Here is a 24,797-nt window from a genome sequence, read left to right on the forward strand (position 1 = left end):
TTTTACGTCACGTCAGGTCACGTGCTGCAGAAAGTCCTTCAAGCGCTGGCTGGGCGGATTGCTGAGCAGCTCCTCCGGCGGACCATCATGAGCGATCTTGCCGGCATCGATGAAGATCAGCCGGCTGCCGACCTTGCGCGCGAATTCCATCTCGTGCGTGACGACCACCATCGTCATCCCCTCCTCGGCCAGGTCGCGCATGACCTTCAGCACTTCGTGACGCAGCTCGGGATCCAGCGCAGACGTGGGCTCGTCGAACAACATCAGCTTGGGCATGATCGCCAGCGCGCGGGCAATTGCCACACGCTGCTGCTGCCCCCCGGACAGTTCCGAAGGGTAGTGATTCATGCGTTCGGCCAGCCCCACCTTTGCCAGCAACCCCTGAGCAAGCTGACGGGCCTCGTCGCGGCTCTGACCCCGGGTGTGGACGGGTCCGAACATGACGTTTTCCAGTGCCGTCATCTGCGGGAACAGATTGAACTGCTGGAACACCATGCCCGCCTCGCGCCGGATCTCGCGTACGGTGGCCGGGTCGCCTTTCACACTGAGGCCATCGACCAGCAGGTCGCCGTCGTTGATCGTCTCCAGCACGTTGATGCAACGCAGGAAGGTGGACTTGCCCGAGCCTGAAGGCCCGACCACCACCACGACCTCGCCAGCATCGATGTTGAGCGAGATGCCGTTCAGCACCGTCGAGTCGCCAAAGCGTTTGGTGACGTTATGAAATTCAACCATGCTCATATGATGCGCATCCTCTTTTCGACCAGATGCAGGGTCAATGCCATCAGCCCGGTGAGGATCAGATAGATGATCGCCACGGCGGACCAGATTTCGACCGCCCGGAAATTGCTGGCCATGATTTCCTGCCCTTGACGGGTCAGTTCCGCCACGCCGATCACGATGAACAGCGACGAGTCCTTAAGGCTGATGATGCACTGGTTGCCCAGGGGCGGAATCATGCGCCGGAACGCAACGGGACCAATGATGTGCAGCAGGATCTTGTGAAACGGCAGGCCCATCGCCTGCCCTGCTTCCTTCAGGCCCTTATGGACCGACAGCAGCGCCCCCCGCACGATCTCCGAGATGTACGCCCCCGAGTTGATGATGAGGGTGGCGATCGCCGCGAATTCGGCGTCGACCCGGATGTCTGCCAGCAGCGGCAGCGCAAAGTAGATGAACATGACCTGCACCACGATCGGCGTGCCGCGGATGACCGCGACATAGACCTGCGCGATGCCCGACAAGATCGCGTTCCCGTAGGCCCGCGTCACGCCCGACAGCGCCCCGAGCAGAAAGCCGCCCGCCAGGCCCCAGAACGTGATCTTGATGGTCATGAGCGTACCCGTCAGCAGATTGGGTAACGCTTCCTCGATGACAGCCCAGTCAAACTCCACGATCTTCCCCCTATGGCGCGCAGCGGCGCGCCCGCATCATGGCGGACGCGCCTCGCGGTCGGGAGCGGTGGCGCTTGCCACCACCGAATCCGGCAACGCGCCGGACCCGGTCCTTCACCGCGGCTTACACGGCGCGTCCGTGAAAAGTGCCGCTTGCCGAGCCGATCAGGGCTTCTTGCCGAACCACTTGGTGTAGATCGCGTCGTACTCGCCGCTGGCCTTCAGGTTGGCGAGCGCCTTGTTCACCTCGGGGACCAGTTCGCTGCCCTTCGGGAAGGCAATGCCGTAGAAGTCGCCGCTCTTGACCGAGCCGACCACCTTCACGCGACCCTTGCCGGCCGTATTGGCGTAATACTGGACGTTCGGCGTGTCGTGGACGGCGGCATCGACCCGGCCGGTAGCCAGTTCAAGGTACGCGTTGTCGATGTTGGGGAACAGCTTGAGCTTGGCGTCCGGCACCTGGGCCTTCAGGAAGTCCACGGTCGCGGTGCCCGTCTTGACGGCGACGGTCTTGCCGGCCAGGGACTTGGCGTCCTTGATGTCGGTGTTCTTTTCGCCCACCAGGATGGCCAGGCCGCTTTCGTAGTAGGGATCCGAGAAGTCGATGACCTTCTTGCGGTCGTCGCGGATCGTGATGCCCGCCAGCGCGGCGTCGATGTTCTTGGTCTGCAGGCCGGGAATGATGCCGGCGAAGTCCATCGGTTGCAGCTTGTACTTGAGGTTGAGTTCCTTCGCGATGGCCGCCCACAGGTCGACGTCGAAGCCGACGTACGTGTTGCCCTGCTTGAATTCGAACGGCACGAAAGCGGTATCGGTGGCCACCACCAATTCCCTGCCCTGGGCCTGAGCGGCCGACGCGGCGCCGAACAGGGTCAGGGACAGGCCCACCATAGCGGCGGCGACTTTACGTTTGATCATGAAACTCTCCTCTTGGGGAGCGCCAGGCACCCCGGGCTTGTTGTAAGGGCATGATTCCTGGGCCGCGCCGGGTTCGCCGGCGCAACTTATCGACGATCTTAACGCATCGGATGGAGCCCGGCGGAACGGCAGACCCCGTACAATCCGCGAGACATCCGGAGGTTTTCGATGGCCTGCAAATACGTACGCATCGCTGGAAACCGCCGCCAGGTCGGCGTGGCGCTGGGCAAGCTGGCCCGTCCCATCATGGGCTCCTATCTGGAACAGAGCGGCACCTGGGAAGCCCTGCGCCCGTGGCGCGGTCATCCTTTCGTCGACGAGCTGGCGCAGCAGACGCAGGCCGCCCTGCCCGAGATCTGGGAAGAATTCGAAGGTTTGGCCGAAGGCCTGCGCATGCCGCTCAAGGACGTGCTGCTATGGCATTGCCGAGGCGATCTGCTGCACAGCACCACGGATGGCTGCACGTCGGCCGCCCTGCGCACCGCCGACGGCACGCGCTGGATCGGCCACAACGAGGACGGCGACCCCTATCTGTATGGCCGCTGCCATCTGGTGGACGTGGCGCTGGACGACGCGCCGGGTTATCTCAGCTTCTATTACCCGGGTTCCCTGCCCGGCCACACCTTCGCCGCCAATCGCGTGGGCCTGGTGCAAACCATCAACAACCTGCGTACCCGGCAGCGCCATGCGGGCGTGCCCCGCATGTTCGCGGCGCGCGCGGTCCTGGACTGCACGACGCTGGACGAGGCGGTGGCGCTGCTGCACGACCTGCCCCACGCCGGCGGTTTTCATCACACGCTGGGCGCGGCGTCGGACCCGCGCCTGCTCAGCGCCGAGGTCACGCCGGGTTCGGTGTCCATTCAGGAGATCGGCCGGCGCTACGGCCACGCCAACCACATGGTGCACGCGGCCACCCGCGGCCAGGCGCAGATCGTCACCGATTCGTCGCGGGCGCGGCAGAACCGGATCGAAGGCCTGGTGGATGGATGGCTGCCGGAGTCAGGCAGCGCCGACATGCTGGCTGCCCTGCTGGATACCGAGGGCAAGCTGCCGATCCTGCGGACCGCCAAGGACGATCCCGACGACGAGAACACCTTGGCGACGGCGATGTTCGAAATCACCGATGAGGCGGTCGTCCTGCGCGTCTACGACCGTAAGGCACGCGCCGATATCGCGCTGGACGTGATGTCCGATCCCGAGTGATCGGGACCGGACATCCTGGCGTGCATCACTGCGCGCCGTAACCGCCGCCTCCGGGCGTTTCCACCACGAAGACATCGCCCGGACGCAGTTGCGCGCTGTCCTGCGGACCGAGTTCCTCGATGGTGCCGTCCACGCGTTCAACCGTGTTGCGGCCCATGGCGCCCGGCTCGCCGCCCGCCAGACCAAACGGCGCGTAACGCCGGTTGTTCGACAGGATGGCCGCGGTCATGTCTTCCAGGAAGCGGATGCGGCGTATGCCGCCGTCGCCGCCGGGATACCGGCCCTTGCCGCCCGAGCCCTTGCGAATCTCGTAGGACTCCAGACGGACCGGGAAGCGGAACTCCAGCACTTCCGGATCGGTCAGGCGCGAGTTGGTCATGTGCGCCTGAACGACCGACGTACCCGCAAACCCTTCGTCCTGGGGACCCGCCGCGTCGATGCGCACCGGACCCGCACCCGTGCCGCCCGAGATGGTCTCGTAGTACTGATGGCGCGCGTTGCCGAACGTGAAGTTGTTCATGGTGCCCTGGCTGGCGGCCAGCACGCCCAGCGCGCCATACAGCGCGTTGACGATGCACATGGACGTTTCCACGTTGCCCGCGACCACCGAAGCCGGCGGGTTCGGACGCAGCATCGAGCCTTCCGGCACGATGATGGACAGCGGCACCAGACAGCCGTCGTTCAGCGGGATGTCGTCGTTGACCATCGTGCGGAACACATACAGCACGGCGGCCACGGCGATCGCGCCCGGCGCGTTGAAGTTGTTGTCCAGCTGCGCCGAGGTGCCCGTAAAGTCGACCACCGCGCTGCGCGCTTCGGTGTCCACCCGTACGGCCACGCGAATCACCGCGCCGTTGTCCAGCGGGTATTCGTAGCTGCCGTCCTTCAGCACCGAGATCACGCGACGCACGGCCTCTTCGGCGTTGTCCTGCACGTGGCCCATGTAGGCGCGCACGACATCCAGGCCGAAGTGATCGCACATGCGCAAGAGTTCCTGCACGCCCTTTTCGTTGGCGGCGATCTGCGCGTGCATGTCGGCGATGTTCTGATCCGGGTTGCGCGCCGGCCAGCGGCCCGATCCCAGGATCCCGCGCGCGGCCGCTTCGCGGAACTCGCCGTCCTTGACGAGCTGGAAGTTCGTGAACAGCACGCCTTCGTCTTCGACCGTCTTGGAATCCGGCGGCATCGAGCCGGGCGTGGTGCCGCCGATGTCGGCGTGGTGGCCGCGCGATCCCACGTAGAACAGGATCTCGCGCCCCGCCTTGTCGAACACCGGCGTGATGACCGTGACGTCAGGCAAGTGCGTGCCGCCGTGGTACGGATCGTTCACGACGTACGCGTCGCCGGGCCTCATCTTGCCGGCATTGGCGTTCATGACCGTGCGCACGGACTCGCCCATGGAACCCAGGTGCACCGGCATGTGCGGCGCGTTGGCGATCAGGCGGGCCTGCGCGTCGAAGATGGCGCAAGAGAAGTCCAGGCGTTCCTTGATGTTGACCGAGTACGCCGTGTTCTGCAGGCGGTAGCCCATCTGCTCGGCGATCGACATGAAGAGGTTGTTGAAGACCTCGAGCATGACGGGATCCGCCTGCGTGCCGACCTTGCGCTGCTCGCGGCGCGCTTCCACGCGGCGGATCACGAAGTGATCCTGCGCCGTAAGTTCGGCCTGCCAGCCCGGCTCGACGACCGTGGTCTGGTTGGGCTCGGAAATGATCGCGGGGCCTGCAACCACATCGCCGCCGGCCATGTCTTCACGCACATAAAGCGGCGTGTCGCGCCAGGCGCCGGCGCTGTACATGCTGACCACGCGGCGGGCTGTCAGCGCGCCTTCGCGGGTGCGCGACGTGGACGCTTCGCCAACGCGCTCACCGCCGCCCGTCGCCTCGACCGAGATGGTCTCGACCACGAGTTCGCGGTTGGGCATCAGGAATGAATAGCGCTGGCGGTAGGCGGCTTCGAAGTCGCGGCGCGCCTGATCCAGGTCCGAGTACGCCACTTCCAGCGCGGTGTCGGTGCCGCGGTACTTCAGGTGGAGGCGGCGCTGCACCGTGATGTCGGCTTCGGCGACGTGCTGGCGGCGCAGTTCGCCGACCGCCTGGCCCGCCAGAACATCCAGTTCGTCCTTCAACTCGCCCATCAGGCTCGCGTCCAGCACCTTCTCGACCGTCTTCTGGCGCATGTCGGTCTGATCCGCCAGCCCCATGCCATAGGCCGACAGCACGCCGCCCAGCGGGTGCGCGAACACTGTCGTCATGCCCAGCGCGTCGGCCACCAGGCAGGCGTGCTGTCCGCCCGCGCCGCCGAACACGGTCAGCGCGTATTCGGTGACATCATGGCCGCGCTGCACCGAGATGCGCTTGATGGCTTCTGCCATGTTGCCCACGGCGATCTCGAGAAAGCCTTCGGCAAGCTGCTCGGGGGACATCTCGCGGCCCGTGGCGGCGCGCACTTCATCAGCCATCGCGGAAAAGCGTTCGACCACGGCGTCGCGGTCCAGGGCCTCGTTGGCATCGGGACCGAACACCTTGGGGAAGAAATCGGGCTGGATCTTGCCCAGGAGGACGTTGCAGTCCGTCACCGCCAGCGGACCGCCGCGGCGGTAGCACGCCGGTCCCGGATTGGCGCCCGCGGAATCGGGGCCGACGCGCAGCCGCGCGCCGTCGAAATGCAGGATCGAGCCGCCACCGGCTGCGACCGTATGGATGCTCATCATCGGCGCGCGCATGCGCACGCCGGCCACCTGGGTTTCGAATTCGCGTTCGAACTCGCCCGCGTAGTGCGACACGTCGGTGGACGTGCCGCCCATGTCAAAGCCGATCACCTTCGGGAAGCCGGCGATTTCACTGGTGCGCACCATGCCGACGATGCCGCCGGCCGGGCCCGAGAGAATCGCGTCCTTGCCGCGGAAGCGGTGCGCGTCGGTCAGGCCGCCGCTGGACTGCATGAACATGAGCCGGATACCCGGCAGTTCGCCGGCCACCTGATCGACGTAGCGCTTCAGGATGGGCGACAGGTAGGCGTCCACCACGGTCGTGTCGCCGCGCGAGACGAACTTGATCAGCGGGCTGACCTCGTGCGACACAGACACCTGGGTAAAGCCGATCTCGTTGGCGATGCGCGCGGCCTGCTGTTCGTGGCCGGTGGCGTGCCAGGCGTGCATGAAGACGATGGCGACCGCGCGGATGCCGTCGTCGTACGCGGCCTGCATGTCGCGGCGCAGCGCGGCTTCGTCCAGCGGCTGGATGACCTCGCCGTCCGCTGCGACGCGCTCGTCCGCCTCGACCACGGATTCGTACAGCATCTCGGGCAGCAGCACGTTGCGGTCGAAAAGCCGCGGGCGGTTCTGGTAGGCGATGCGCAGCGCATCGCGGAAACCGCGCGTCGTGACGAGCAAGGTGCGTTCGCCCTTGCGCTCGAGCAGCGCGTTGGTGGCCACCGTGGTGCCCATCTTCACGCACTCGACCTGGTCGGCGGGCACCGGCTGGCCGGGAGCGATGCCCAGCAGCTTGCGGATGCCGGCCACTGCGGCGTCGCGGTACTGCTCGGGGTTTTCCGACAGCATCTTTGCGGTGGTGGTCGTGCCATCGGGACGGCGCGCCACGATGTCGGTGAAGGTGCCCCCACGGTCAATCCAGAATTGCCACTTCATAGGTGTCCTTGAAAACAAGAGACCGCCGGAGCGCGTTCGGCCACGGTCGGGTTGCTGACAGATCGGGGCGTTGCCCCGCATGTTGGGTTCAGAGAGATGTCGCGGCGCGGGCCGCCTGGTCGTACAGGCCGGATAGCGCGCGCAGCGTGTGCGCCAGTTGCCGGCTGAATTCCAGACCGCCGCCGCCCGGGCCATCCAGGCCCGCGGTCAGGCATTGCTCGCGGATTTCGCCGTAGCGCTTGAGAATCGCCGCGCCCTCGGGCGTGACGCTGTAGAAGACTTCCTTGCTGCTGCGTTCGCCGCGCACCACGCCCAGCCGATCCAATTTCTTTAGCGCATAGCTGACGATGTGCGTGTCTTCGACGTTGAGCGTGAAGCAGATGTCGGCCAGCTTCTTGGGCCGCTCGCGGTGGTAGACGTGGTGAAACACCATCACATCAGTGGGCGTCAGATCGGGCAGGCCTGCGGCCGCCATGCACCGCACCGTCCAGCGGTCGAATGCGTGGCTGGCGATCATGAGGCCGAACTCCACCTCGGATAAATCGGGCGCGCTGCCGCCGGCAAGATGCGCCGACGAGGCAATCAGAGTGGGGGTCATAGGGGCGGACGGCGAGGTTTGACTGAGCGAAATACTAATAATTTATCTACATTTCATCAATAAAAAATACTCGGATGCCGCAAAAAATCCCTCGTTTCGAGGGAATACCCCTACCGCACGGGCGGCGCCGCGGGCACTTACGGTGCGGTCCACCCCATGGGCAGATTGGCCCGGATCAGCCAGCCCGCGATGGAAATGCGGGCCGCGATGTCGGGCATCTCGTCGCCCGGGCCGAACCAACGGGCGTCGGCGATTTCGTCTTCCTGGATGCGGATGTCGCCTGACACGTAGTCCGCGGTGAACGCGACCATGAGCGAATGCGGGAACGGCCACGGCTGACTGCCGAAATATTGCAGATTGCCGACCTTGAGGCCGACTTCTTCAAAGACCTCGCGATGGACCGTCTGTTCGATGCTTTCGCCCGGTTCCACAAAGCCGGCCAGCGCCGTGTAGCGCGCCGCTGGCCCATTGGCATGGCGCGCCAGCAGGATGCTGTCGCCCTTGCGGATAAGGACCATCATGGCCGGCGAGATGCGCGGATACGCGGACAGGCCGCAGGCCGGGCAGCGCAGGCAGAATTCGTGCGCCACACGTTCGGCGGGCGTGCCGCAGGCGCCGCAGAACCGGTGGGTGCGCGCCCATTCGGCGATCTGATAGGCTCGGCCGGCCAGCGCCATGCCTTCGTCGTCGAATACGCCGAAGAGCGAACGCAGCTTCTTGAAGGCGTAGCCTTCGGGCGCTTCGAGGCCGGGGTCGACGCAGACCGTGCGATACGGCGACCCGGTTTCCATCCAGACCGGCTGCAGAGCCGCAGCCGCCAAGCCAATGCGTTCACACAACGCCGCATCCGGCAACACGCTGGACGATGCTTCGACCAGCAACTCATCACGGCGAAAAACGAAATTCACGCGACCCTCTTCACCACATCTGCGATTCCGCAATCTTAGAAGAAAAAAATGCGCGCCGGATGGCTTGCCATCAGCGCGCAACACAAACTTCGCGGGGTCATTGAACCTTCAACCAATGAACAACAACTCCCCCTAGGAATTACCCGTAATGCGGCGATTTCCCGCGCTCTGTTACCGCACAGCAACATAGAATGGCACGGCATTCAGGCGGCGCGACGCGGCGCCGCGCTTTCTTTTTTTCGCAATGCCTATCGGGTCAGACCCGTCTTCATCATTCGCAAAGAAGGACCACCATGTACAAGAAAATCTCGCTGTTGACCGGCAGCATCGTCCTGGCATTCAGCGCGGGCGCACAGGCCCAGACCAAGTGGGATCTGCCCAGCGCCTACCCGGCCAGCAACTTCCACGTCGAGAACCTGACGACCTTCATCAAGGACGTCGATTCCCTGTCGCAAGGCAAGCTCAAGATCACGCTGCACAACAATGCCTCGCTGTACAAGGCGCCTGAAATCAAGCGCGCGGTGCAAGGCAACCAGGCGCAGATCGGCGAAATCCTGCTGACCAACTTTGCCAACGAAGACCCGATCTACGAACTGGACGGCCTGCCCTTCCTGGCCACCGGCTACGACGCGTCGTTCAAGCTGTATCAGGCCCAGAAGCCGTTCCTGGAAAAGAAGCTGGCCTCGCAAGGCATGACGCTGCTGTATGCGGTGGCATGGCCGCCCCAAGGCATCTTCGCCAACAAGGACATCAAGCAGATCAACGACATGAAGGGCCTGAAGTGGCGCGCTTACAGCCCCGTCACGGCCAAGATCGCCGAACTGGTCGGCGCGCAGCCCGTGACCGTGCAGCAGGCCGAACTGGCCCAGGCGCTCGCCACCGGCGTGATCGACTCGTACATGTCGTCGGCGTCCACCGGCTACGACACCAAGACGTACGAGTACATCAAGAAGTTCTACGACACCCAGGCCTGGCTGCCCAAGAACGCCATCATCGTGAACAAGAAGGCATTCGACGCGCTGGATCCCGCCACGCAGGAAGCGCTGAAGAAAGCCGGCGCGCAGGCCGAGGAACGCGGCTGGAAGCTGTCGCAGGAAAAGAACAAGTGGTACCAGGCCGAGCTTGCCAAGAACGGCATGGAAACCATCCAGCCCACGGTCGAGCTCAAGGAAGGCCTGAGCGTGATCGGCAAGCGCATGCTTGAAGACTGGCTCAAAAAGGCCGGTGCGGACGGCCAGGCCATGATCGACGCCTACAAGAAGCAGTGATATCGCCATGCGCCGTTTTCTAGATAGCCTGTACGGCGCGGCCGGCCTGCTGGCCGGCCTGTGCACGATAGGTGTGCTCGTCTCGGTGCTGGCGGCGATCATCGCCCGCCAGCTTAGCTTCAACATACCCGGCACGGACGCCTATGCCGGGTATTTCATGGCCGCTGCGGGCTTCCTTGCGCTTGCCAGCACCTTCAAGCACGGTGAACACATCCGTGTGACGCTGCTGCTCAATTCGCTGAATCCCGCTGGCAGCCGCCGTCTGGACATTTTCGCGTTGGCCGTCGGCTGCCTGCTGGCTGCCGCCTTCGCCTTCTTCAGCATCAAACTGACCTACGACTCCTGGCTGTTCAACGACGTGTCCACGTCGAACGACGCCACGCCGCTCTGGATCCCGCAAACGACCATGGCCGTCGGCACCGTCCTGTTCTTCGTCGCCCTGGTCGATGAACTGGTCCGCCGTTCGCGCGGCGTCGCCGCCGCCACTTCGCAGCAAACCCATGAATGAACTTCTCGTCATTACCTTATTGGTCGTTTCGATCTTCGTCCTGCTTGGCTGCGGGGTCTGGGTCGGCCTGACGCTGGCGGGCACCGCGTGGATCGGCATGGAGATCTTCTCCAGCCGGCCCGCCGGCGACGCCATGGCCGTCACGATCTGGGGTGCCTCGTCCAGCTGGACGCTGACCGCCCTGCCGCTCTTTCTGTGGATGGGCGAGATCCTGTTCCGCACGCGGCTGTCCGAAGACCTGTTCAAGGGGCTCGCGCCCTGGCTGAACCGGCTGCCGGGCCGCCTCTTGCACACGAACGTGATCGGTTGCGCGATCTTTGCCGCCGTGTCGGGCTCGTCCGCGGCCACCTGCGCCACGGTCGGCAAGATGACCATCCCCGAGCTGACGCGCCGCGGCTACCCCGAGGAGAAGATCCTCGGCACGCTGTCCGGCGCCGGCACGCTGGGCCTGCTCATTCCGCCCTCGATCATCATGATCGTGTACGGGGTGGCGGCCGATGTCTCGATCGCCAAGCTGTTCATCGCCGGCATCATTCCGGGCATCCTGCTCGCCTTGCTGTTCAGCGGCTACATCGCCTGGTGGGCCATCCGCAATCCCGGACAAGTGCCGGCGGCGGATCCCGGCCTGACCTTCATGCAGAAGCTGTCCCGCTCACGCCACCTGATCCCGGTGCTGCTCCTGATCGGCGCGGTGCTGGGCTCGATCTACACCGGCATCGCCACCGCCACGGAAGCGGCGGCGGTGGGCGTGGTGGGCGCGCTGATCCTGTCGGCGCTGCAGGGATCGCTGAACGGCTCGACGTTCATGCAGTCGCTGCTGGGCGCCACCCGGCTGTACTGCATGATTGCCCTGATCCTGGCGGGTGCGCAGTTCCTCACGCTGGCGATGGGCTATATCGGCCTGCCGCGCGCGCTGGCGGAATGGATCGGCGGATTGGGCCTGTCGCAGTTCGGCCTGATCATGGCGTTGATGGTGTTCTTCATCATCCTGGGCTGCTTCCTGGACGGCATCTCGATCGTGGTGCTGACCATGGGCGTGCTGTTGCCGACGGTGCAGGCCGCGGGCATCGACCTGATCTGGTTCGGCATCTTCATCGTGTTCGTGGTGGAAATGGCACAGATCACGCCGCCGGTGGGGTTCAACCTGTTTGTGCTGTCCGGCATGAGCGGACGTGAACTGCCCTACATCGCGCGCGCATCGCTGCCGATGTTCTTCCTGATGATCGCGGCCGTGCTGCTGCTCTATGCGGTGCCTGGCATCGCCACCTGGCTGCCGCTGCACATGACGCTGTAACGTCGCGCTGACGCCACAAAAACCCCGTTCCCGCGAACGGGGTTTTTTCTTTTCAGTTCGCCCGTCAACGGGGCGGCGCGGGTTTATCGGCCTGTAAACCCGGGAAAACGCCGAATATTTTCGATATTCGCCATCCCCCAACTTACTTAGAATCCCCAGTCGCTCGTGTCCGGCAACGGCACGGCGCATTTCTGCAAGCTGGCCTCTGCTCCGGACCCGCGCCAACCCTGGCGTCGGTGCAGCGGCCAGGCATCCGGCCAACCGCCGGGCGCAGCAAGCCAAGCCACAAGCGCGGCGCAACCACAAATCAGCTACACCTGGAGGAGTCCAACATGAAGCGCATCACCTTATCGCTGGCTGCGGCCGGCCTTGGCCTGGCCGCCGGCGCGGCAAGCGCCGAAACCAGCGTCACCCTGTACGGCATCGCCGACGTCAGCATCCGCTACCTGAGCACCAGCTCGGGCGCCGTGGGCGAAGACGGCAGCCGCATCTCCATGGAAAACGGCGCCATCTCCAACAGCCGCTGGGGCCTGCGCGGCTCCGAAGACCTGGGCAACGGCAACCGCGCCTTCTTCCGCCTGGAAAATGGCATCAATCTGCAGAACGGCCGGGGATCGGACACGTCCAAGGCCTTCAGCCGCCTGGCTTATGTCGGCCTGGACGGCGGCAGCATCGGCACGCTGACCCTGGGTCTGCAGAACACCCCCATGTTCGACCTGCTGGCCGACTACTTCGACCCGCTGACCGTCGGCAACTACGAACAGAACGCCTGGCTGCCCGCCGCCATGTCGCGCGTGCGCACCAACAACATGACCAAATACGCCAACACGTTCGGCAATCTGGCCGTGGTGGCATCCTGGGCAAACGGCGACGACTGGGAAGACCGCAAGGCGGGCCAGCAGTACGGCGCCAGCCTGCGCTACACGATCGGCCAGCTTGGCCTGGGCGCCGCGTGGCAGCAAACCTATGCCGCCACCGATTCCGACGAGCGCCAGCGCGCCTGGAACCTGAACGCGTCCTATCAGTTCGAGTCGGCCAAGGTCTTCGCGGGTTACTTCAACGGCCGCGATGAAACGGGCTGGGTCAACGGCGTCATGGGCGGCACCACTACCGCCAGCCTGGACCGCAAGGACAACGGCTACTTCGCCGGCGTGACCTGGCAGGCCACCCCGCGCTGGGCCATCACGGGCGCCGCGTACTACGACCGCAGCGAGAACGTGGTCGTCGAAGGCGACAAGGGCAAGCGCTATGCGCTGGTCGCCGTGGCCGAATACTCGCTGTCGAAGCGCTCGCAACTGTACGGCACCGTCGACTGGAACAAGGTCAGCGATGCCGCCAGCGGCGAAATCGCGGGCAAGAGCAACCAGTTCGGCGCGGCCGTGGGCTACCGCCACATTTTCTAACCCTGTTCCCCCCAAACGCGGGCCCCCTCACGGGCCGGCGCTTGACCCCGCCGCCCCGCGTCCCCAACCGGGGCGGCGCCCCTCCCCGCATCCCCCGGCAGTCTCTCCCCCCACGGCGGCATTCGCAGCCGCGCCACACGTTTTCCCTCCCCCTTGATCGCCGCCGGAACCACGGCGACAATCCTCGCGTCCCTTCGCCGATTCGCGCCAACCCCCAACACGCACCGGGCCCATCGCATGCGCTTTCTCGAAGCCCGCTCACTTGCGTCGCCGCTATGCCCGTGGTGGGCCGCCCGCGCCGTCCTGGCGGCGTGCTTGACGGCGCTGTTGGCCGCCTGCTCCTCGCCCGTGCAGTTGATGCCCACCCCGGTCAAGTTCACGACCGGCCAGGTAGAGCCGTTTGCGCACAAGACCGCGCTCGACGGCACGTCGATTCCCCTGCTCTACGCCACCAACCGCGCCGTCTTCCTGGAATCGCGCCAGCCGTTCTATTCGATCTTTCCGAGTGACACGCTGCGCATGGGTGTGGCCAAAGTGCAGATTGGCGACGGGACGCTGGACTGGGATCAATTGCGCCAGCTTTCGGCCTCGGGCAGCCAGCGTGGCCGGCCGGTACTAAGCCTGGAGCGCATGGAGGAGCTTGTCGCCCTCACCCCGCAAAGCGATGCGGAGACGTCTCCTGAGGCCCAGGCCTACTTCGCGCTAATCAACGACGCCCTGGCGGTCAGCCGGCACCGCGACCTGATCGTCTATGTGCACGGCTTCAACAATGCCGTATGGCGCGGCACCGCGCAGGCCGCGCAGTTTCATCACTTTACGGGCCGGCAGGCGGTCGTCCTTGCTTTTCTGTGGCCGTCCGCCGGCAGTCTGCTGTCCTACGCCACGGATGTCCGCACCGCGCGGGCATCGGTGCCCGCCTTCGCGCGCCTGTTGGAACTGCTCGCGCGCAACACGAATGCCGAGCACATCAACGTGCTGGCGTTCAGCGCGGGCGCGCGCATCGCCAGTGAAGGGCTTGCCACCCTGGCGCAGCCCCGCGAAGGCGAAAGCCGCGAGGCATTGCGCGCGCGGCTGCGCCTGGGCCAGATCTATTTTGCGGCGCCCGACGAGGACACCTACCGGTTCGTGACGGACCTGCGGCAGTACATTGACCTGACCGAACGCGTGAGCCTGGGCGCCAATCTGGGTGATCGCGCCTTGCGTTTCGCGGCGCGCCACCAGCGGGCGTCACGGGCCGGGCGTCCCGATGCGGACGATCTGACCGAGGAGCAGGTGGATTTCGTCAACGCCGCCTCGCAGCGGCTGAACTTTGACATGATCTGGGTCGATCCGCGCGCCATCCCCGATCTGAATCGCCGCGCCCACAGCTTCTGGTTCGGCAACGCGTGGGTCAGCAGCGACGTGCTGATGCAGTTCCTGTGGCACAAGGCGCCGGCCGAGCGCGGACTGCAGGAAGGCTTTACGCAGCAAGGCATGCGCTTCTGGACCTTTCCGCCCGACTACGACCAGCGCGTGAACGCGCTTATGCAACAGCGCTGACGCCCCGCCGACAAACCACCCTCGGGCCGCGCCCGGATCAGAACACCGCCATGCGGCTGTTGATGAGGTCGGTGACCAGCATGTGGCCGGGCGCATGCGTGATGCAGAATTCCGGCCGCACCGCCGCCACCACCGATTGCGGCGTCACGCCGCACGCCCAGAACACCGGCATTTCGCCAGGGCGGATCTCCACGGGATCGCCGTAATCGGGGGCATCGATATCCGCGATGCCGATGAGCGACGGATCGCCAATGTGAACAGGCGCGCCATGCACCGACGGGAACCGCGACGTCACCTGGATAGCCCGGATCGCGTCGGCGGCCTTGAGGGGCCGCATCGACACCACCAGCGGACCGCCGAACACGCCAGCCGGCTGCGTTGCGATGTTGGTGCGGTACATGGGCACATTGCTGCCCTGCTCGATGTGACGCACGGGCAGGCCGTTGTCCAGCATCGCCTCCTCGAAAGAGAACGAGCAGCCGATCAGGAACGACACGAGGTCGTCGCGCCACAGGTCGCGCACGTCCGTCGGCTCCGCCACGAGTTCGCCGTCCTTCCAGACGCGGTAACGCGGGATGTCGGTGCGGATGTCGATGTCCGCGCCCAGCTCCGGCAACGTCGGGTCACCTGGCTCGGACATGGCCAGCAAGGGGCACGGTTTGGGATTGCGCTGGCAGAAGTGCAGGAAATCCGCCGCCAGCGCGCGCGGCAAAATCGCCAGGTTGGCCTGAACGTGCCCAGGCGCCAGATTCGCCGTGGGACCCGTCAGGCGCCCGCTGCGGGCATCCAGCCGCGCCTGGCGGGCGAGCGCGAGGCTGGTTCTAACGTTATCGGCGTCTGGCATGGGTTCTCTCGTTGCAGGTAAGCGCCGCTCAGCGCGCGGCGAACAGGTCTTCGACCGACAGGCCGATGCCCAGGACGCGGCGGTCCGCGCCATTGCTGGCCGCGATCATCAGGCCTACGGGCGCCGTGCCCGCCGCGTGGCAGGGCAAGGACAGCGCGCAGCCGTCCAGGAAATTGATGAGGGTGGGATTGCGCAGGATGAGTCCGTTGGCGGCGTAGTAGGCTTCGTCGGAACCCTGCAGGTCCGCGACCGGCGGCGCCACGATGGGCGTCGTGGGCATGATCAGCGCGTCGTAACCGGCAATGCGGTGGTCCACAGCGGCTACCCACGCCTCGCGCGCATCGAGCAGTTCGATGTAATCGGCCGCCGTCATATCCTGGCCGCGCATGATGCGCGAGACAACGCGCGGGTCGTAACGCTTGCCCGCGCGCGCGATCAGGTCGCGGTGCCAGGCCCAGGCCTCGGCGGCGGTGAAACCGCCCTTGCTGTTGATGGCGGCCAGTTCGGCGAATTCAGGAATCTCGATCCGGTCGATCAGCGCACCGGCGTCCTCCAGCCGTTGCACCGCCGCCGCGAAGGTGTCGGAGACATGCTTGTCCATGGCGTCCAGCGCCAGCGTCGTCGGAATGGCCAGACGCAGGCCACGCACGGGCAGCGCCTGCGGCAAGGGACCCGCGTCGCCCGACAGGATGGCGTCGAGTTCGGCGCAGCAGCGTACGCTGGCGGCGATGGGGCCGATGGAATCCAGATTGGCCGACAGCGGCAGCACGCCCTGCATGGACACCCGCCAGGCGCTGGGCTTGAACCCGGCCAGACCGCACAGGGCGGCAGGAATGCGCACGGAGCCGCCCGTATCCGACCCGATGCCCGCGACGGCCATGCCGTCCGCAACCGACACCGCCGCACCGGACGACGAGCCGCCGGGAATACGGCCGGTGGCGCGGTCGTACGGGTTCAGCGGCGTGCCGTAGTGGGGATTGATGCCCAGGCCCGAATACGCGAATTCGGTCATATTGGTGCGGCCGATGATGACGGCGCCCGCAGCAATCAGGCGCTGCACGACCTCGGCATTCGCTTCGGCCGCCGGCTCGCCTTCGCGCGCCACGGAACCGGCCATCGTGGTCTCGCCCGCGATGTCGAACAGATCCTTGATGCTGATGGGCAACCCGTCGATCGCGGACCGCACGATGCCGGCCGTGCGCAGCGTGTCCGACGCGCGCGCCTGCGCCAGCGCCGAATCGGCATAGAGCTTAGTGAAGGCGCGAGCGCCCTCGCCCGCCGGATCCTGAGCCCGCGCCAGCGCGGCTTCGGTCAATGCGACGGAGGTGCTGCGGCCCTCACGCAGGGCCGAGGTCAGATCATTCAGGGTCGAAACCATCATTGTCCTAATGCCGCCTGGCGGCGTAAGTGTTCGGACGGACGCCTTCGCGGGGAACGCGCCCGGATTCAGCGCCGAGCGTGGCGGCCATCAGGCGACCACGGGCAGCGACTCGACATGATAGCGGTGGCGCAGCGTGCGGTTCAGGCGCGGATCGTGCAGTTCCATCGTGAAATCCGCGGCCGGGCGGATGCCGCCGATGGCGGCCACCGTGCCGCAGGTCATGCCCGCGCCTTCCGGCAGCACGGCGGCGCCGCCCGTGTAGCCCGCGATCAGGTCCTGCGGCGTGCGCAACGTGGACAGCGGTCCTTCCTGGTACAGCACCTTTTCGCCGTTCTCAACGATATAGGCGCGGATGATCAGCTCGTCCCAGTGCCCCGCCACGTCCGCAAGCCGCCAGGCTTCGGCGCCCACGGGCTTCACGCAGACCTGCTTGGACATCGCCACGCTGACGGTCTCCAGCTTGCGGTCGGTATGGTCGGACGCGATGCTGACGTACATCTCGCCGTCAACGGCAAAGACAAACGTCTCGACCTCGCCCGACGATTCCTCGCCCAGCGCCTGCACGTTGGCCGACTGCGTAAGCTGGTTCTCGGCGATGCGGTAGTACAGCGGCACGCTGCTCGGACGCGGCACGCCAATGGCGGCCAGTTCCTCGATGTGGTGTTCAATGGCAGCCATGTCACGCCCGGCCCAGCCCGCCACGATCACGCTGTTGAAGGCCACTTCCACCTGGCGGGGATTGGCGTCGTCGATCTTGAATACGGCTTTCATATCAGTCCTGCGAAGAAGGAGTGGGAAGCGGCGCGGCCGACGGGCCGCGCCGGAATCAAAGAGTCATCAACCGAAGACGCGCGGCAACCACAGCGCGATGTCGGGCCAGAACGCCAGCAGCGCCAGCATCACGAACATGGCCGCCACGAACGGCAGGCTGCCGACGATCACGGCGCTCATCGAGCCGCTCTTGCGCAGGCTTTGCACGACGAACAGGTTCAGGCCCACGGGCGGCGTGATGAGGGCGGCCTCGACCAGCACGATGATGACGATGCCCAGCCAGATCGGGTCATAGCCCAGGCCGATCATGATGGGCGCCACGATGGGGATCGTCGTGATCATCATCGACAGCGTTTCCATGAAGCAGCCCAGCACCAGATAGAAGATCACCACGATCAGCAGCATCCAGCCGGGGGACAGGCCGAGGCCGGTGATCGACTTGGTCAGCGCATCGGTCAGGCCCGTCGCCGACATGACGAAGTTCAGGAAGCTGGCGGCAATGACGATCAGCATGATCATGGCCGTGGACCGCATCGTGCCCTCCATCACCTCGCGCAGCATCGACCACGTCAGGCGGCGGAACCACGCGGCCAGGATGAATGCGCCCAGCACGCCCAGCGCGGCGGCCTCGGTCGGCGTTGCCAGGCCCGCGTAGATCGATCCGACCACCAGGAAGAAGATGCCCAGCGGCGGCGCCAGATGCACGAGGCTGGCGATCCGTTCGCCCCACGTTGCGTGGATCTTCTTCCCGCCCCACGACGGTTTGGCCACGCAGGCGATCACGACGGTCAGCATGAACAGCGCCGCCATCGCGAACCCGGGGATGATGCCGGCCAGGTACAGCTTGGGCACCGACGAGTTCGTCAGCACGCCATAGATGACCAGGTTGATCGATGGCGGGATCAGGATGCCCAGCGTGCCGCCCGCGGCAAGGCTGCCGAGAAACAGGGGCTCGTTGTAGCCGTACTTGCGGATTTGCGGAATGGCGACGGTGCCGACGGTGGCAGCCGTTGCCACGCTGGAGCCGGAGGTTGCCGAGAACAGCGTCGAGGCGCCGATGTTCGCGTGCATCAATCCGCCCGGCAGCCACGACAGCCACAGGCTCATCGCGCTGTACATGCGTTCGGCAAAGCCGGCGCGCAACAAGACCTCTCCCAGCATGATGAACAGCGGAATCGCGACCAGCAGGAATTCGTTGTTAGAACTCCAGGAGATCTCGCCAATGGCGCGCGTCAGCGGCAACATCGAGAACATCGGGTCAAGGATCAGGCCCAGGACGCCAAGCGCAGCGCCCACGGGGATCGACAGGCCGATCAGGACCAGCAGCAGTGTCAAAGCGGTGGCAATCATGCGGCTTCTCCCTTCACCATGCGCTCGCCCGCGGCGGCTTCCTCGTCAGCCTCTTCCTGCGCCGAACGCACGCCGCAGATCTGCTTGACCAGTTCGATATCGCCCGTGACGAGCGCGGCGGATGCCCGCGCCAGCATCAGCGCGACCGTGATGCACATCCATGCCAGACCCAGCACCCACAATCCCTGTGGAATCCACAGTGGCGTGGCGAGCGGCGTGTTGGCCGCGGACTTCTGCGTCCAGGACGTCACCACCACGTCGTACGCGTAATACGTCAGAAACACCATGAAGACGGCCAGCGCCACCATGGAAATCCAGTCCAGCACGGCCGACAGGCGCACGGGCAAATATTGATAGAGCACGTCGACGCGCACGTTGGCGCGCTGCAGCGTGGCAAACGCCAGCGCCCAGGAGGTGCTGATGGCAAACGCGTAGCTGGACAGTTCGTCCGCGCCCCCGGTCGTGAAACCCAGGAACTTGCGGGCCAGCACGTCGAAAGAGATCAGCAGCACGCTGGCCACGGTCAGGGCGCCGCCGGCCCATACGGCAGCGCGGGAAAAGCTTTCCGCGCGCCGCAACAGGCCGCCGAGCAGACGGAAGTGTTCGGTTTGAGTCATGAATGGAACCTCAGGTGGCACGGCCTGCCATCGCGTGCGGGCGCCGCGGACCTCATGCCAAGGTCACGGACCACCGCGCGCCATCACCGGCCGGAATCTGCACCGGCCCACGGGCCGGTGCATCCTGGCGTTTACTTGCTGGCGGTCAGGTTCAGCGTCTTGCCGACCGTGGCATTCCAGTCCTTCACGCACTGCGCCGAGCAGCGGGCGGCCCACTTGGGCAGGACGGCCTCTTGCGCCACCTTCTTGAGCAGCGCCTTGTCGGCGTCGGAGGGTTGCACCAGGACCATCTTGCCCTTGACCGGGAACGGGCACGCGGCCGCGCCGGTGTTGCAGTCATAGCCTTCCTGCGTCTGGCGCGCGGCGGCATCCCAGATGTTGTCGACCAGCGTCTTGACGTTGTCCTGCAGGAACGTGCGCACCTTCGGATCAAGCTTGTCCCAGGCCTTCTGGTTGACGGCATGGATTTGCTGGTTCCAGTTGATCGGCAGCGCCACCAGGTGCGTCGACACCTCGTACCACTTGGCGGAGTAGCCCGACAGCGAGCCCGTGATGGCGCAATCGACCACCTTGTTCTGCAGCGCGGGAACGACTTCGCCGAAGGCCATCGTCACGCTCGAACCGCCCAGTGCTTCGACAAATTCGGCCGTGGTGCGGCTGCTGGTGCGGACCTTCTTGCCCTTGATGTCGGCCAGGCCCTTGATCTCGGCATTGCAGAACAGCACCTGCGCCGGGTAGGTGGAGATGCCCAGCAGCTTGACGTTGTTGCCTTCGCCGTACAGCTTGGCGTAGACGGGCTCGAAGGCTTCGGTCACGGCGCGCGCGGTCTTGACGTCGGGCGCGAGGCCAGCCAGGTCGATGGCTTCGTTGATCGGGTTGTCGCTGGCAAAGTAGGACAGCGTGGCGGTGCCGAATTCGATGACGCCCTGCGACATCAGGCGCAGCAGCTCGGGCCCCTTCAAGCCCATTTCATTGAAGCCCTTGATCTCCGCCGTGACCTGTCCCTTGGACTGCTCGGGAATGGTCTTGGTCCAGAACGGCTTTTCGTAGTCGTTGTAGGCGGTCAGGTTGGACAGGCCGCCCACGATCTTCAAGTGGGTCTTGGGAAGGTCCTGGGCGTGGACGGCGCCGGCCAGAAAGCTGGCGGCGATGGCGGCAAAAGCAAGGGACTTCTTCATGGAAAAACTCCTGGCTGCGGGATCGTGTGCCGCGCGCGGGATCCCGTTGTCCTGGTTGCGCGCCGGTAGGAATCGGTGGTCTCGGATGTGTATCCAGCCGCTACTCCGTTATGAGCGCCATTGCAGCGTCAGGGGCGGCGAGCGTCCAATCGTAAGTTCCGATGTGGGGGTATAAATATTTTTTGGGTCTCGCGGCGTGCGGCGGCGCCAATCCGCGCAAACGACGCATCGGCGCGGCTTTGCGGCCGACGGGCAATCGCGGCGGCACCCTTCCCGCTTATGCAACAAGCAATCCGCGACGCCGCCCGCTCGGGAAAACACCTACGGCCAAATTGCCGGTCAGGTCTGCGCGGCAACCTTCTGCGCCATCTGCGCGATGACGCGCACGGCATGGCTGTCCGGCCCTTGCACCCACGTGGCGGTGAAGCTCAACTCGGGCAGCGGATCAGCCTGCACCTGCAGAATGCGCAACTCGCCCCGCGCCAGCTCCTTGCCCAGAAACACGGGCGCGATCACGCTGGTGCCGATGGCGTCCTGCGTCATCCGCACCACCATGGACATCGAGGCGCTGCCATACATGCGCGGCGACGTGACACCCGCACGGGTCAGCATGTCGCGCACCACGCGGTACGGCGAACTATTGGAGGGATACGTGATGATCGGCAGCTTGCCGATCGTTGCAAGCGTCAGGGGCTCGGGCCCCAGATCGAGCAGCGGACTGGCGACCCACGCCAGCGGATAGGTGCACAGCGGCAGATTCTCGACCCGTGCCTCAAGCACCGGCCCCATCAGAAACGCCAGATCGATCTGGCGCGACATCAGGTGCGAGCGCAGCACATGCGTGGTATCGACTTCGATTTCCAGCACCAGCGCGGGATACGTCGCGTGGATCAGTTCAATGAGCGCGGGCAGCCAGGTCTGCACGATGGTCTCGGCCACGCCGATGCGCACGGTTCCCGACATGACGTTCTGCTCGCGCGCGGCTTCGAACATGTCGCGCCGCACCTGCAGCATGCGCTCGGCATGCGACAGCAGTTCGTGTCCCTTGGCGGTCAGCTTGACGCCGCGCGCATCACGCTCGAACAGCTTGACGCCCAGGTCGGCTTCAAGCGAAGCGATGCGCTGCGAGACGGCGGGTTGCGTGGTGTTGAGTTTGTCGGACGCGGCGCGAAAGCTGCCCAGCGTGGCGACCCAGAAAAACGTTTCGACGTTGCGTAGTTCTATCATTGGCCTTTTCCCCCGGCGCGATGAGCGTATCATGTCAGCCGCCCATCGCCCCAAAGGCGCCATGCCTCGTGCACGCTGAAAGGAGTACCCTCCATGTCCCCGGCCGATAACGGTCGCCCGCGCTCCGGCGCGTCCGCCGCGCGCGGCCCGATGATCGGTGTGCTGCTGCTGGTGCTGTCGATGTGGACCCTGTCGTGCCTGGACGCGAGCGGCAAGTGGGTCATGGACGCGGGCGTACCTTTGCTCGTGCTGTCGTGGTTCCGTTACGCCATCCACCTGGTGCTCGTGCTGGCGCTTGTGCTGCCCGCGCGCGGCATGGGCGTGTTGCGCAGCACCAAGCCGCGCGAGCAGCTCATCCGCGGCGGCTCGATGTTCCTGGCCACACTCATGTTCTTCACGACGCTGAGCTACATCCCCCAGGCCGAGGCCACGTCCATCAATTTCCTGGCGCCGTTGCTCGTGCTGTCGCTGGCGCCCTGGATCCTGAAGGAACCCGCGCGCATGTCACGCTTTGTCGCGGCGGGCATCGCCTTTGTCGGCGTGCTGATCGTCATCCGCCCCGGCGGCGGCTTGCATCCGGTGGGCACGATCTTCGGCCTGCTGACGGCCTGTTGCTTCACGGCCCAGTTCATCGCCACACGCCGCGTCGCCGGCGACGACCCCTTCACCTCGCTGATCTGGAGCGGTGCGGTGGGCACGATCTGCCTGACCCTTGCCCTGCCCTTCATCCTGCCGCCCGCCCTGCCGTTCCTGCAGGCCTTGTCGGCGTTCGACTGGGCCGTGCTGATCTCCACCGGCATCACGGGCTGCGTGGGCCACCTGTTCCAGATCGCCGCCTATCGCCGCGCGCCGGCGTCCACGCTGGCGCCGTTCATCTACCTGCAGATCATCAGCGCCACGTCCGTGGGCTGGCTGGTATGGGGCCATTTTCCCGACCCGCTGACCTGGCTGGGCATCGCCATCATCTGCGCCAGCGGCGTGGGGATCGGCATGATCGAATGGCGCCGGGGCCGCGCGCAAAGCGCCGCGGCGGCGCGGGCTGCCCGCGGCACGTAAGCCCGGCGTTGAACGGCGACAGATTCGAAATCGCGGGCCGGCCGCCTCCCGTACAATGCGCTTCGCCTGATGCCCATTCCCGCATCCGTCCCTGGCGTATTCCCAACAAGAGGCTCCCATGATCATCAAGCCCCGCGTGCGCGGTTTCATCTGCGTCACCACCCATCCTGCCGGCTGCGAAGCCAACGTGAAGCAACAGATCGACTACGTGAAGGCGCAAGGACCGGTGCCCGGGGGGCCCAAGCGCGTGTTGATCCTGGGCGCGTCGACGGGGTATGGGCTGGCCGCACGCATCAGCGCGGCCTTTGCCTGTGGCGCGCAGACGCTGGGCGTCTTCTTCGAACGGCCGGGCGACGCCGCCAAGCCGGGCACTCCGGGCTGGTACAACAGCGCCGCGTTCCACAAGTTTGCCGAGGCCGAAGGCCTGTACGCCAAGAGCATCAACGGCGACGCCTTTTCCGATGAGATCAAGCAAAAGACCATCGCCGCCATCAAGGCGGACCTGGGTCAGGTCGATCAGGTCATCTACAGCCTCGCGGCCCCGCGACGCACGCACCCGAAGACGGGCCAGGTCTACACCTCCACGCTCAAGCCCATCGGCAAATCCGTGACCTTGCGCGGCCTGGACACCGACAAGGAGCTTATCAAGGACGGCGTGCTGGAACCCGCCTCGCAAGATGAAATCGACGCCACCGTCGCCGTGATGGGCGGCGAAGACTGGCAGATGTGGATCGACGCGCTGCTGGAGGCCGGCGTGCTGGCGGACGGCGCCACCACCACGGCCTTTACCTATCTGGGCGAAAAGATCACGCACGACGTCTACTGGAACGGGTCCATCGGCGCGGCCAAAAAAGACCTGGACCAGCGCGTGCTGGACATCCGGGCCAAGCTTTCGGAACACGGGGGCGACGCGCGCGTGTCGGTGCTCAAGGCAGTGGTCACGCAGGCAAGCTCGGCCATCCCGATGATGCCGCTGTACCTGTCCCTGCTCTTTAAGGTCATGAAGGAAGACGGCACGCACGAAGGCTGCATCGAGCAGGTGTATGGGCTGTATCGCGACAGCCTGTGCGGCCCGTCGCCCATCCTGGACGACGAAGGTCGGCTGCGCGCCGACTACAAGGAACTGGACCCGAAGGTGCAGGCGCGGGTGCAGGCGCTGTGGGATCAGGTCGATACGGACAGCCTCTATGCGCTGACCGATTTTGCTGGCTACAAGCGCGATTTCCTGCGGCTGTTCGGGTTTGAAATCGACGGCGTCGATTATGCGGCCGACGTCGATCCGGTCGTAGAGATCCGCAATCTGGGGTGAACGCGGGGCGGCCGTGCCGACCGCGCGTTGCTCGTGCTGTCCCGGCGCACCGGGACGGCGCCATTCCTACAGGTATTCCAGCGTCACCAGATAGCGCTTGCCTGAGGCTTGCGCTTCGGCATTGGCCGCGGGCACTTCCCGCACGGAGGTTTTGACCCGCGGCGCCGGATCCACGGCGCGGGCCCGGAATTCAGGCGCGCAAGCTACGCGGGGGAGTCCACCGGCGCTTGCCGGCGTCACACGCGGCATGCACCCTGCCGGCTCCACAATGCCACCGACAAAGCGGATGACACCACCGCTCGCGCCGGCAACGGCGGGCGCCAGCAATGCAACAACCAAGAACGCATGGATGGATGTACGGGCAGACATGGCAACTCCTTGA

22 protein-coding genes are annotated in these 24,797 nt (G+C 65.6%); 8 read left to right on the forward strand and 14 right to left on the reverse strand.

The window, feature by feature from the left end; translation table 11 throughout:
• Positions 1-12: 12 nt before the first annotated feature.
• The 3 genes from glnQ to glnH form a co-directional block, all read right to left on the reverse strand.
• Positions 13-741 (reverse strand): glutamine ABC transporter ATP-binding protein GlnQ, encoded by a 729-nt coding sequence (gene glnQ, locus AC6CIE_RS06930; RefSeq protein ID WP_175121677.1) that lies wholly within the window; start codon positions 739-741, stop codon positions 13-15.
• Positions 738-1,394 (reverse strand): glutamine ABC transporter permease GlnP, encoded by a 657-nt coding sequence (gene glnP, locus AC6CIE_RS06935; RefSeq protein WP_175121678.1) that lies wholly within the window; start codon positions 1,392-1,394, stop codon positions 738-740. Before glnP ends, glnQ begins: the two co-directional genes overlap by 4 nt.
• A 165-nt stretch (positions 1,395-1,559) precedes the next feature.
• On the reverse strand, positions 1,560-2,312 hold the full coding sequence (gene glnH, locus AC6CIE_RS06940) for a glutamine ABC transporter substrate-binding protein GlnH (protein ID WP_175121679.1): 753 nt from the start codon (positions 2,310-2,312) through the stop codon (positions 1,560-1,562).
• A gap of 168 nt (positions 2,313-2,480) precedes the next feature.
• Between glnH and AC6CIE_RS06945 the strand changes: the two genes are divergently transcribed.
• Positions 2,481-3,515 (forward strand): C45 family autoproteolytic acyltransferase/hydrolase, encoded by a 1,035-nt coding sequence (locus AC6CIE_RS06945; RefSeq protein WP_175136613.1) that lies wholly within the window; start codon positions 2,481-2,483, stop codon positions 3,513-3,515.
• 25 nt (positions 3,516-3,540) lie between these two features.
• On the opposite strand, the gene AC6CIE_RS06950 is transcribed toward AC6CIE_RS06945, so the two are convergent.
• The 3 genes from AC6CIE_RS06950 to nudC all read right to left on the reverse strand — a co-directional run bounded on the left by AC6CIE_RS06950 (position 3,541) and on the right by nudC (position 8,670).
• The gene (locus tag AC6CIE_RS06950; RefSeq protein ID WP_452000200.1) at positions 3,541-7,164 is read right to left on the reverse strand and encodes a hydantoinase B/oxoprolinase family protein; all 3,624 of its coding nucleotides are present in this window, start codon (positions 7,162-7,164) and stop codon (positions 3,541-3,543) included.
• A gap of 88 nt (positions 7,165-7,252) precedes the next feature.
• Complete coding sequence (locus tag AC6CIE_RS06955; RefSeq protein ID WP_191578669.1) at positions 7,253-7,762, reverse strand: winged helix DNA-binding protein; 510 nt, start codon at positions 7,760-7,762, stop codon at positions 7,253-7,255.
• A 137-nt stretch (positions 7,763-7,899) separates the two neighbouring features.
• Complete coding sequence (gene nudC, locus AC6CIE_RS06960; protein ID WP_175121683.1) at positions 7,900-8,670, reverse strand: NAD(+) diphosphatase; 771 nt, start codon at positions 8,668-8,670, stop codon at positions 7,900-7,902.
• A gap of 293 nt (positions 8,671-8,963) precedes the next feature.
• On the opposite strand from nudC, the gene AC6CIE_RS06965 reads away from it, so the two are divergent.
• The 5 genes from AC6CIE_RS06965 (at position 8,964) to AC6CIE_RS06985 (ending at position 14,682) form a co-directional block, all read left to right on the forward strand.
• Positions 8,964-9,938 (forward strand): TRAP transporter substrate-binding protein, encoded by a 975-nt coding sequence (locus tag AC6CIE_RS06965; protein WP_175121684.1) that lies wholly within the window; start codon positions 8,964-8,966, stop codon positions 9,936-9,938.
• Positions 9,939-9,945: 7 nt separating this feature from the next.
• Positions 9,946-10,446 (forward strand): TRAP transporter small permease, encoded by a 501-nt coding sequence (locus tag AC6CIE_RS06970; RefSeq protein ID WP_175121685.1) that lies wholly within the window; start codon positions 9,946-9,948, stop codon positions 10,444-10,446.
• Positions 10,439-11,740, forward strand: coding sequence for a TRAP transporter large permease (locus tag AC6CIE_RS06975; RefSeq protein ID WP_175121686.1), 1,302 nt, complete (start codon positions 10,439-10,441; stop codon positions 11,738-11,740). Before AC6CIE_RS06970 ends, AC6CIE_RS06975 begins: the two co-directional genes overlap by 8 nt.
• 332 nt (positions 11,741-12,072) lie before the next feature.
• Positions 12,073-13,143 (forward strand): porin, encoded by a 1,071-nt coding sequence (locus AC6CIE_RS06980; RefSeq protein ID WP_218343708.1) that lies wholly within the window; start codon positions 12,073-12,075, stop codon positions 13,141-13,143.
• A gap of 237 nt (positions 13,144-13,380) precedes the next feature.
• A complete protein-coding gene (locus AC6CIE_RS06985; protein ID WP_498091781.1) occupies positions 13,381-14,682 on the forward strand; it encodes an alpha/beta hydrolase in 1,302 nt (433 codons plus the stop codon).
• A gap of 37 nt (positions 14,683-14,719) precedes the next feature.
• Here the strand turns inward: AC6CIE_RS06985 and AC6CIE_RS06990 are convergent, their stop codons facing one another.
• The 7 genes from AC6CIE_RS06990 to AC6CIE_RS07020 form a co-directional block, all read right to left on the reverse strand.
• Positions 14,720-15,526, reverse strand: coding sequence for a putative hydro-lyase (locus AC6CIE_RS06990; protein WP_498091782.1), 807 nt, complete (start codon positions 15,524-15,526; stop codon positions 14,720-14,722).
• A 28-nt stretch (positions 15,527-15,554) separates the two neighbouring features.
• Complete coding sequence (locus AC6CIE_RS06995; RefSeq protein WP_498092112.1) at positions 15,555-16,904, reverse strand: amidase; 1,350 nt, start codon at positions 16,902-16,904, stop codon at positions 15,555-15,557.
• A gap of 90 nt (positions 16,905-16,994) precedes the next feature.
• Complete coding sequence (locus tag AC6CIE_RS07000; RefSeq protein WP_498091784.1) at positions 16,995-17,678, reverse strand: DUF2848 domain-containing protein; 684 nt, start codon at positions 17,676-17,678, stop codon at positions 16,995-16,997.
• 66 nt (positions 17,679-17,744) lie between these two features.
• On the reverse strand, positions 17,745-19,028 hold the full coding sequence (locus tag AC6CIE_RS07005; RefSeq protein WP_218343705.1) for a TRAP transporter large permease: 1,284 nt from the start codon (positions 19,026-19,028) through the stop codon (positions 17,745-17,747).
• Positions 19,025-19,645 (reverse strand): TRAP transporter small permease subunit, encoded by a 621-nt coding sequence (locus tag AC6CIE_RS07010; protein ID WP_175121692.1) that lies wholly within the window; start codon positions 19,643-19,645, stop codon positions 19,025-19,027. Before AC6CIE_RS07010 ends, AC6CIE_RS07005 begins: the two co-directional genes overlap by 4 nt.
• Before the next feature lie 131 nt (positions 19,646-19,776).
• Entirely contained in the window at positions 19,777-20,823 is a 1,047-nt protein-coding gene (locus AC6CIE_RS07015) for a TRAP transporter substrate-binding protein (protein ID WP_498091786.1), read from the reverse strand.
• Positions 20,824-21,162: 339 nt separating this feature from the next.
• Positions 21,163-22,050, reverse strand: coding sequence for a LysR family transcriptional regulator (locus AC6CIE_RS07020; protein WP_175121693.1), 888 nt, complete (start codon positions 22,048-22,050; stop codon positions 21,163-21,165).
• Positions 22,051-22,143: 93 nt separating this feature from the next.
• On the opposite strand from AC6CIE_RS07020, the gene AC6CIE_RS07025 reads away from it, so the two are divergent.
• Both AC6CIE_RS07025 and fabV read left to right on the forward strand, forming a co-directional pair.
• Positions 22,144-23,106, forward strand: a complete 963-nt coding sequence (locus AC6CIE_RS07025) for a DMT family transporter (RefSeq protein WP_218343703.1) — start codon at positions 22,144-22,146, stop codon at positions 23,104-23,106.
• 118 nt (positions 23,107-23,224) lie between these two features.
• Positions 23,225-24,415, forward strand: a complete 1,191-nt coding sequence (fabV, locus tag AC6CIE_RS07030) for an enoyl-ACP reductase FabV (RefSeq protein WP_191578927.1) — start codon at positions 23,225-23,227, stop codon at positions 24,413-24,415.
• A 66-nt stretch (positions 24,416-24,481) separates the two neighbouring features.
• Here the strand turns inward: fabV and AC6CIE_RS07035 are convergent, their stop codons facing one another.
• Positions 24,482-24,784: a hypothetical protein gene (locus tag AC6CIE_RS07035; protein ID WP_498091788.1), complete on the reverse strand. Its 303-nt coding sequence runs from the start codon at positions 24,782-24,784 to the stop codon at positions 24,482-24,484.
• Between the last annotated feature and the right edge of the window lie 13 nt (positions 24,785-24,797).

This window comes from Achromobacter sp. GQ309, assembly GCF_059759315.1.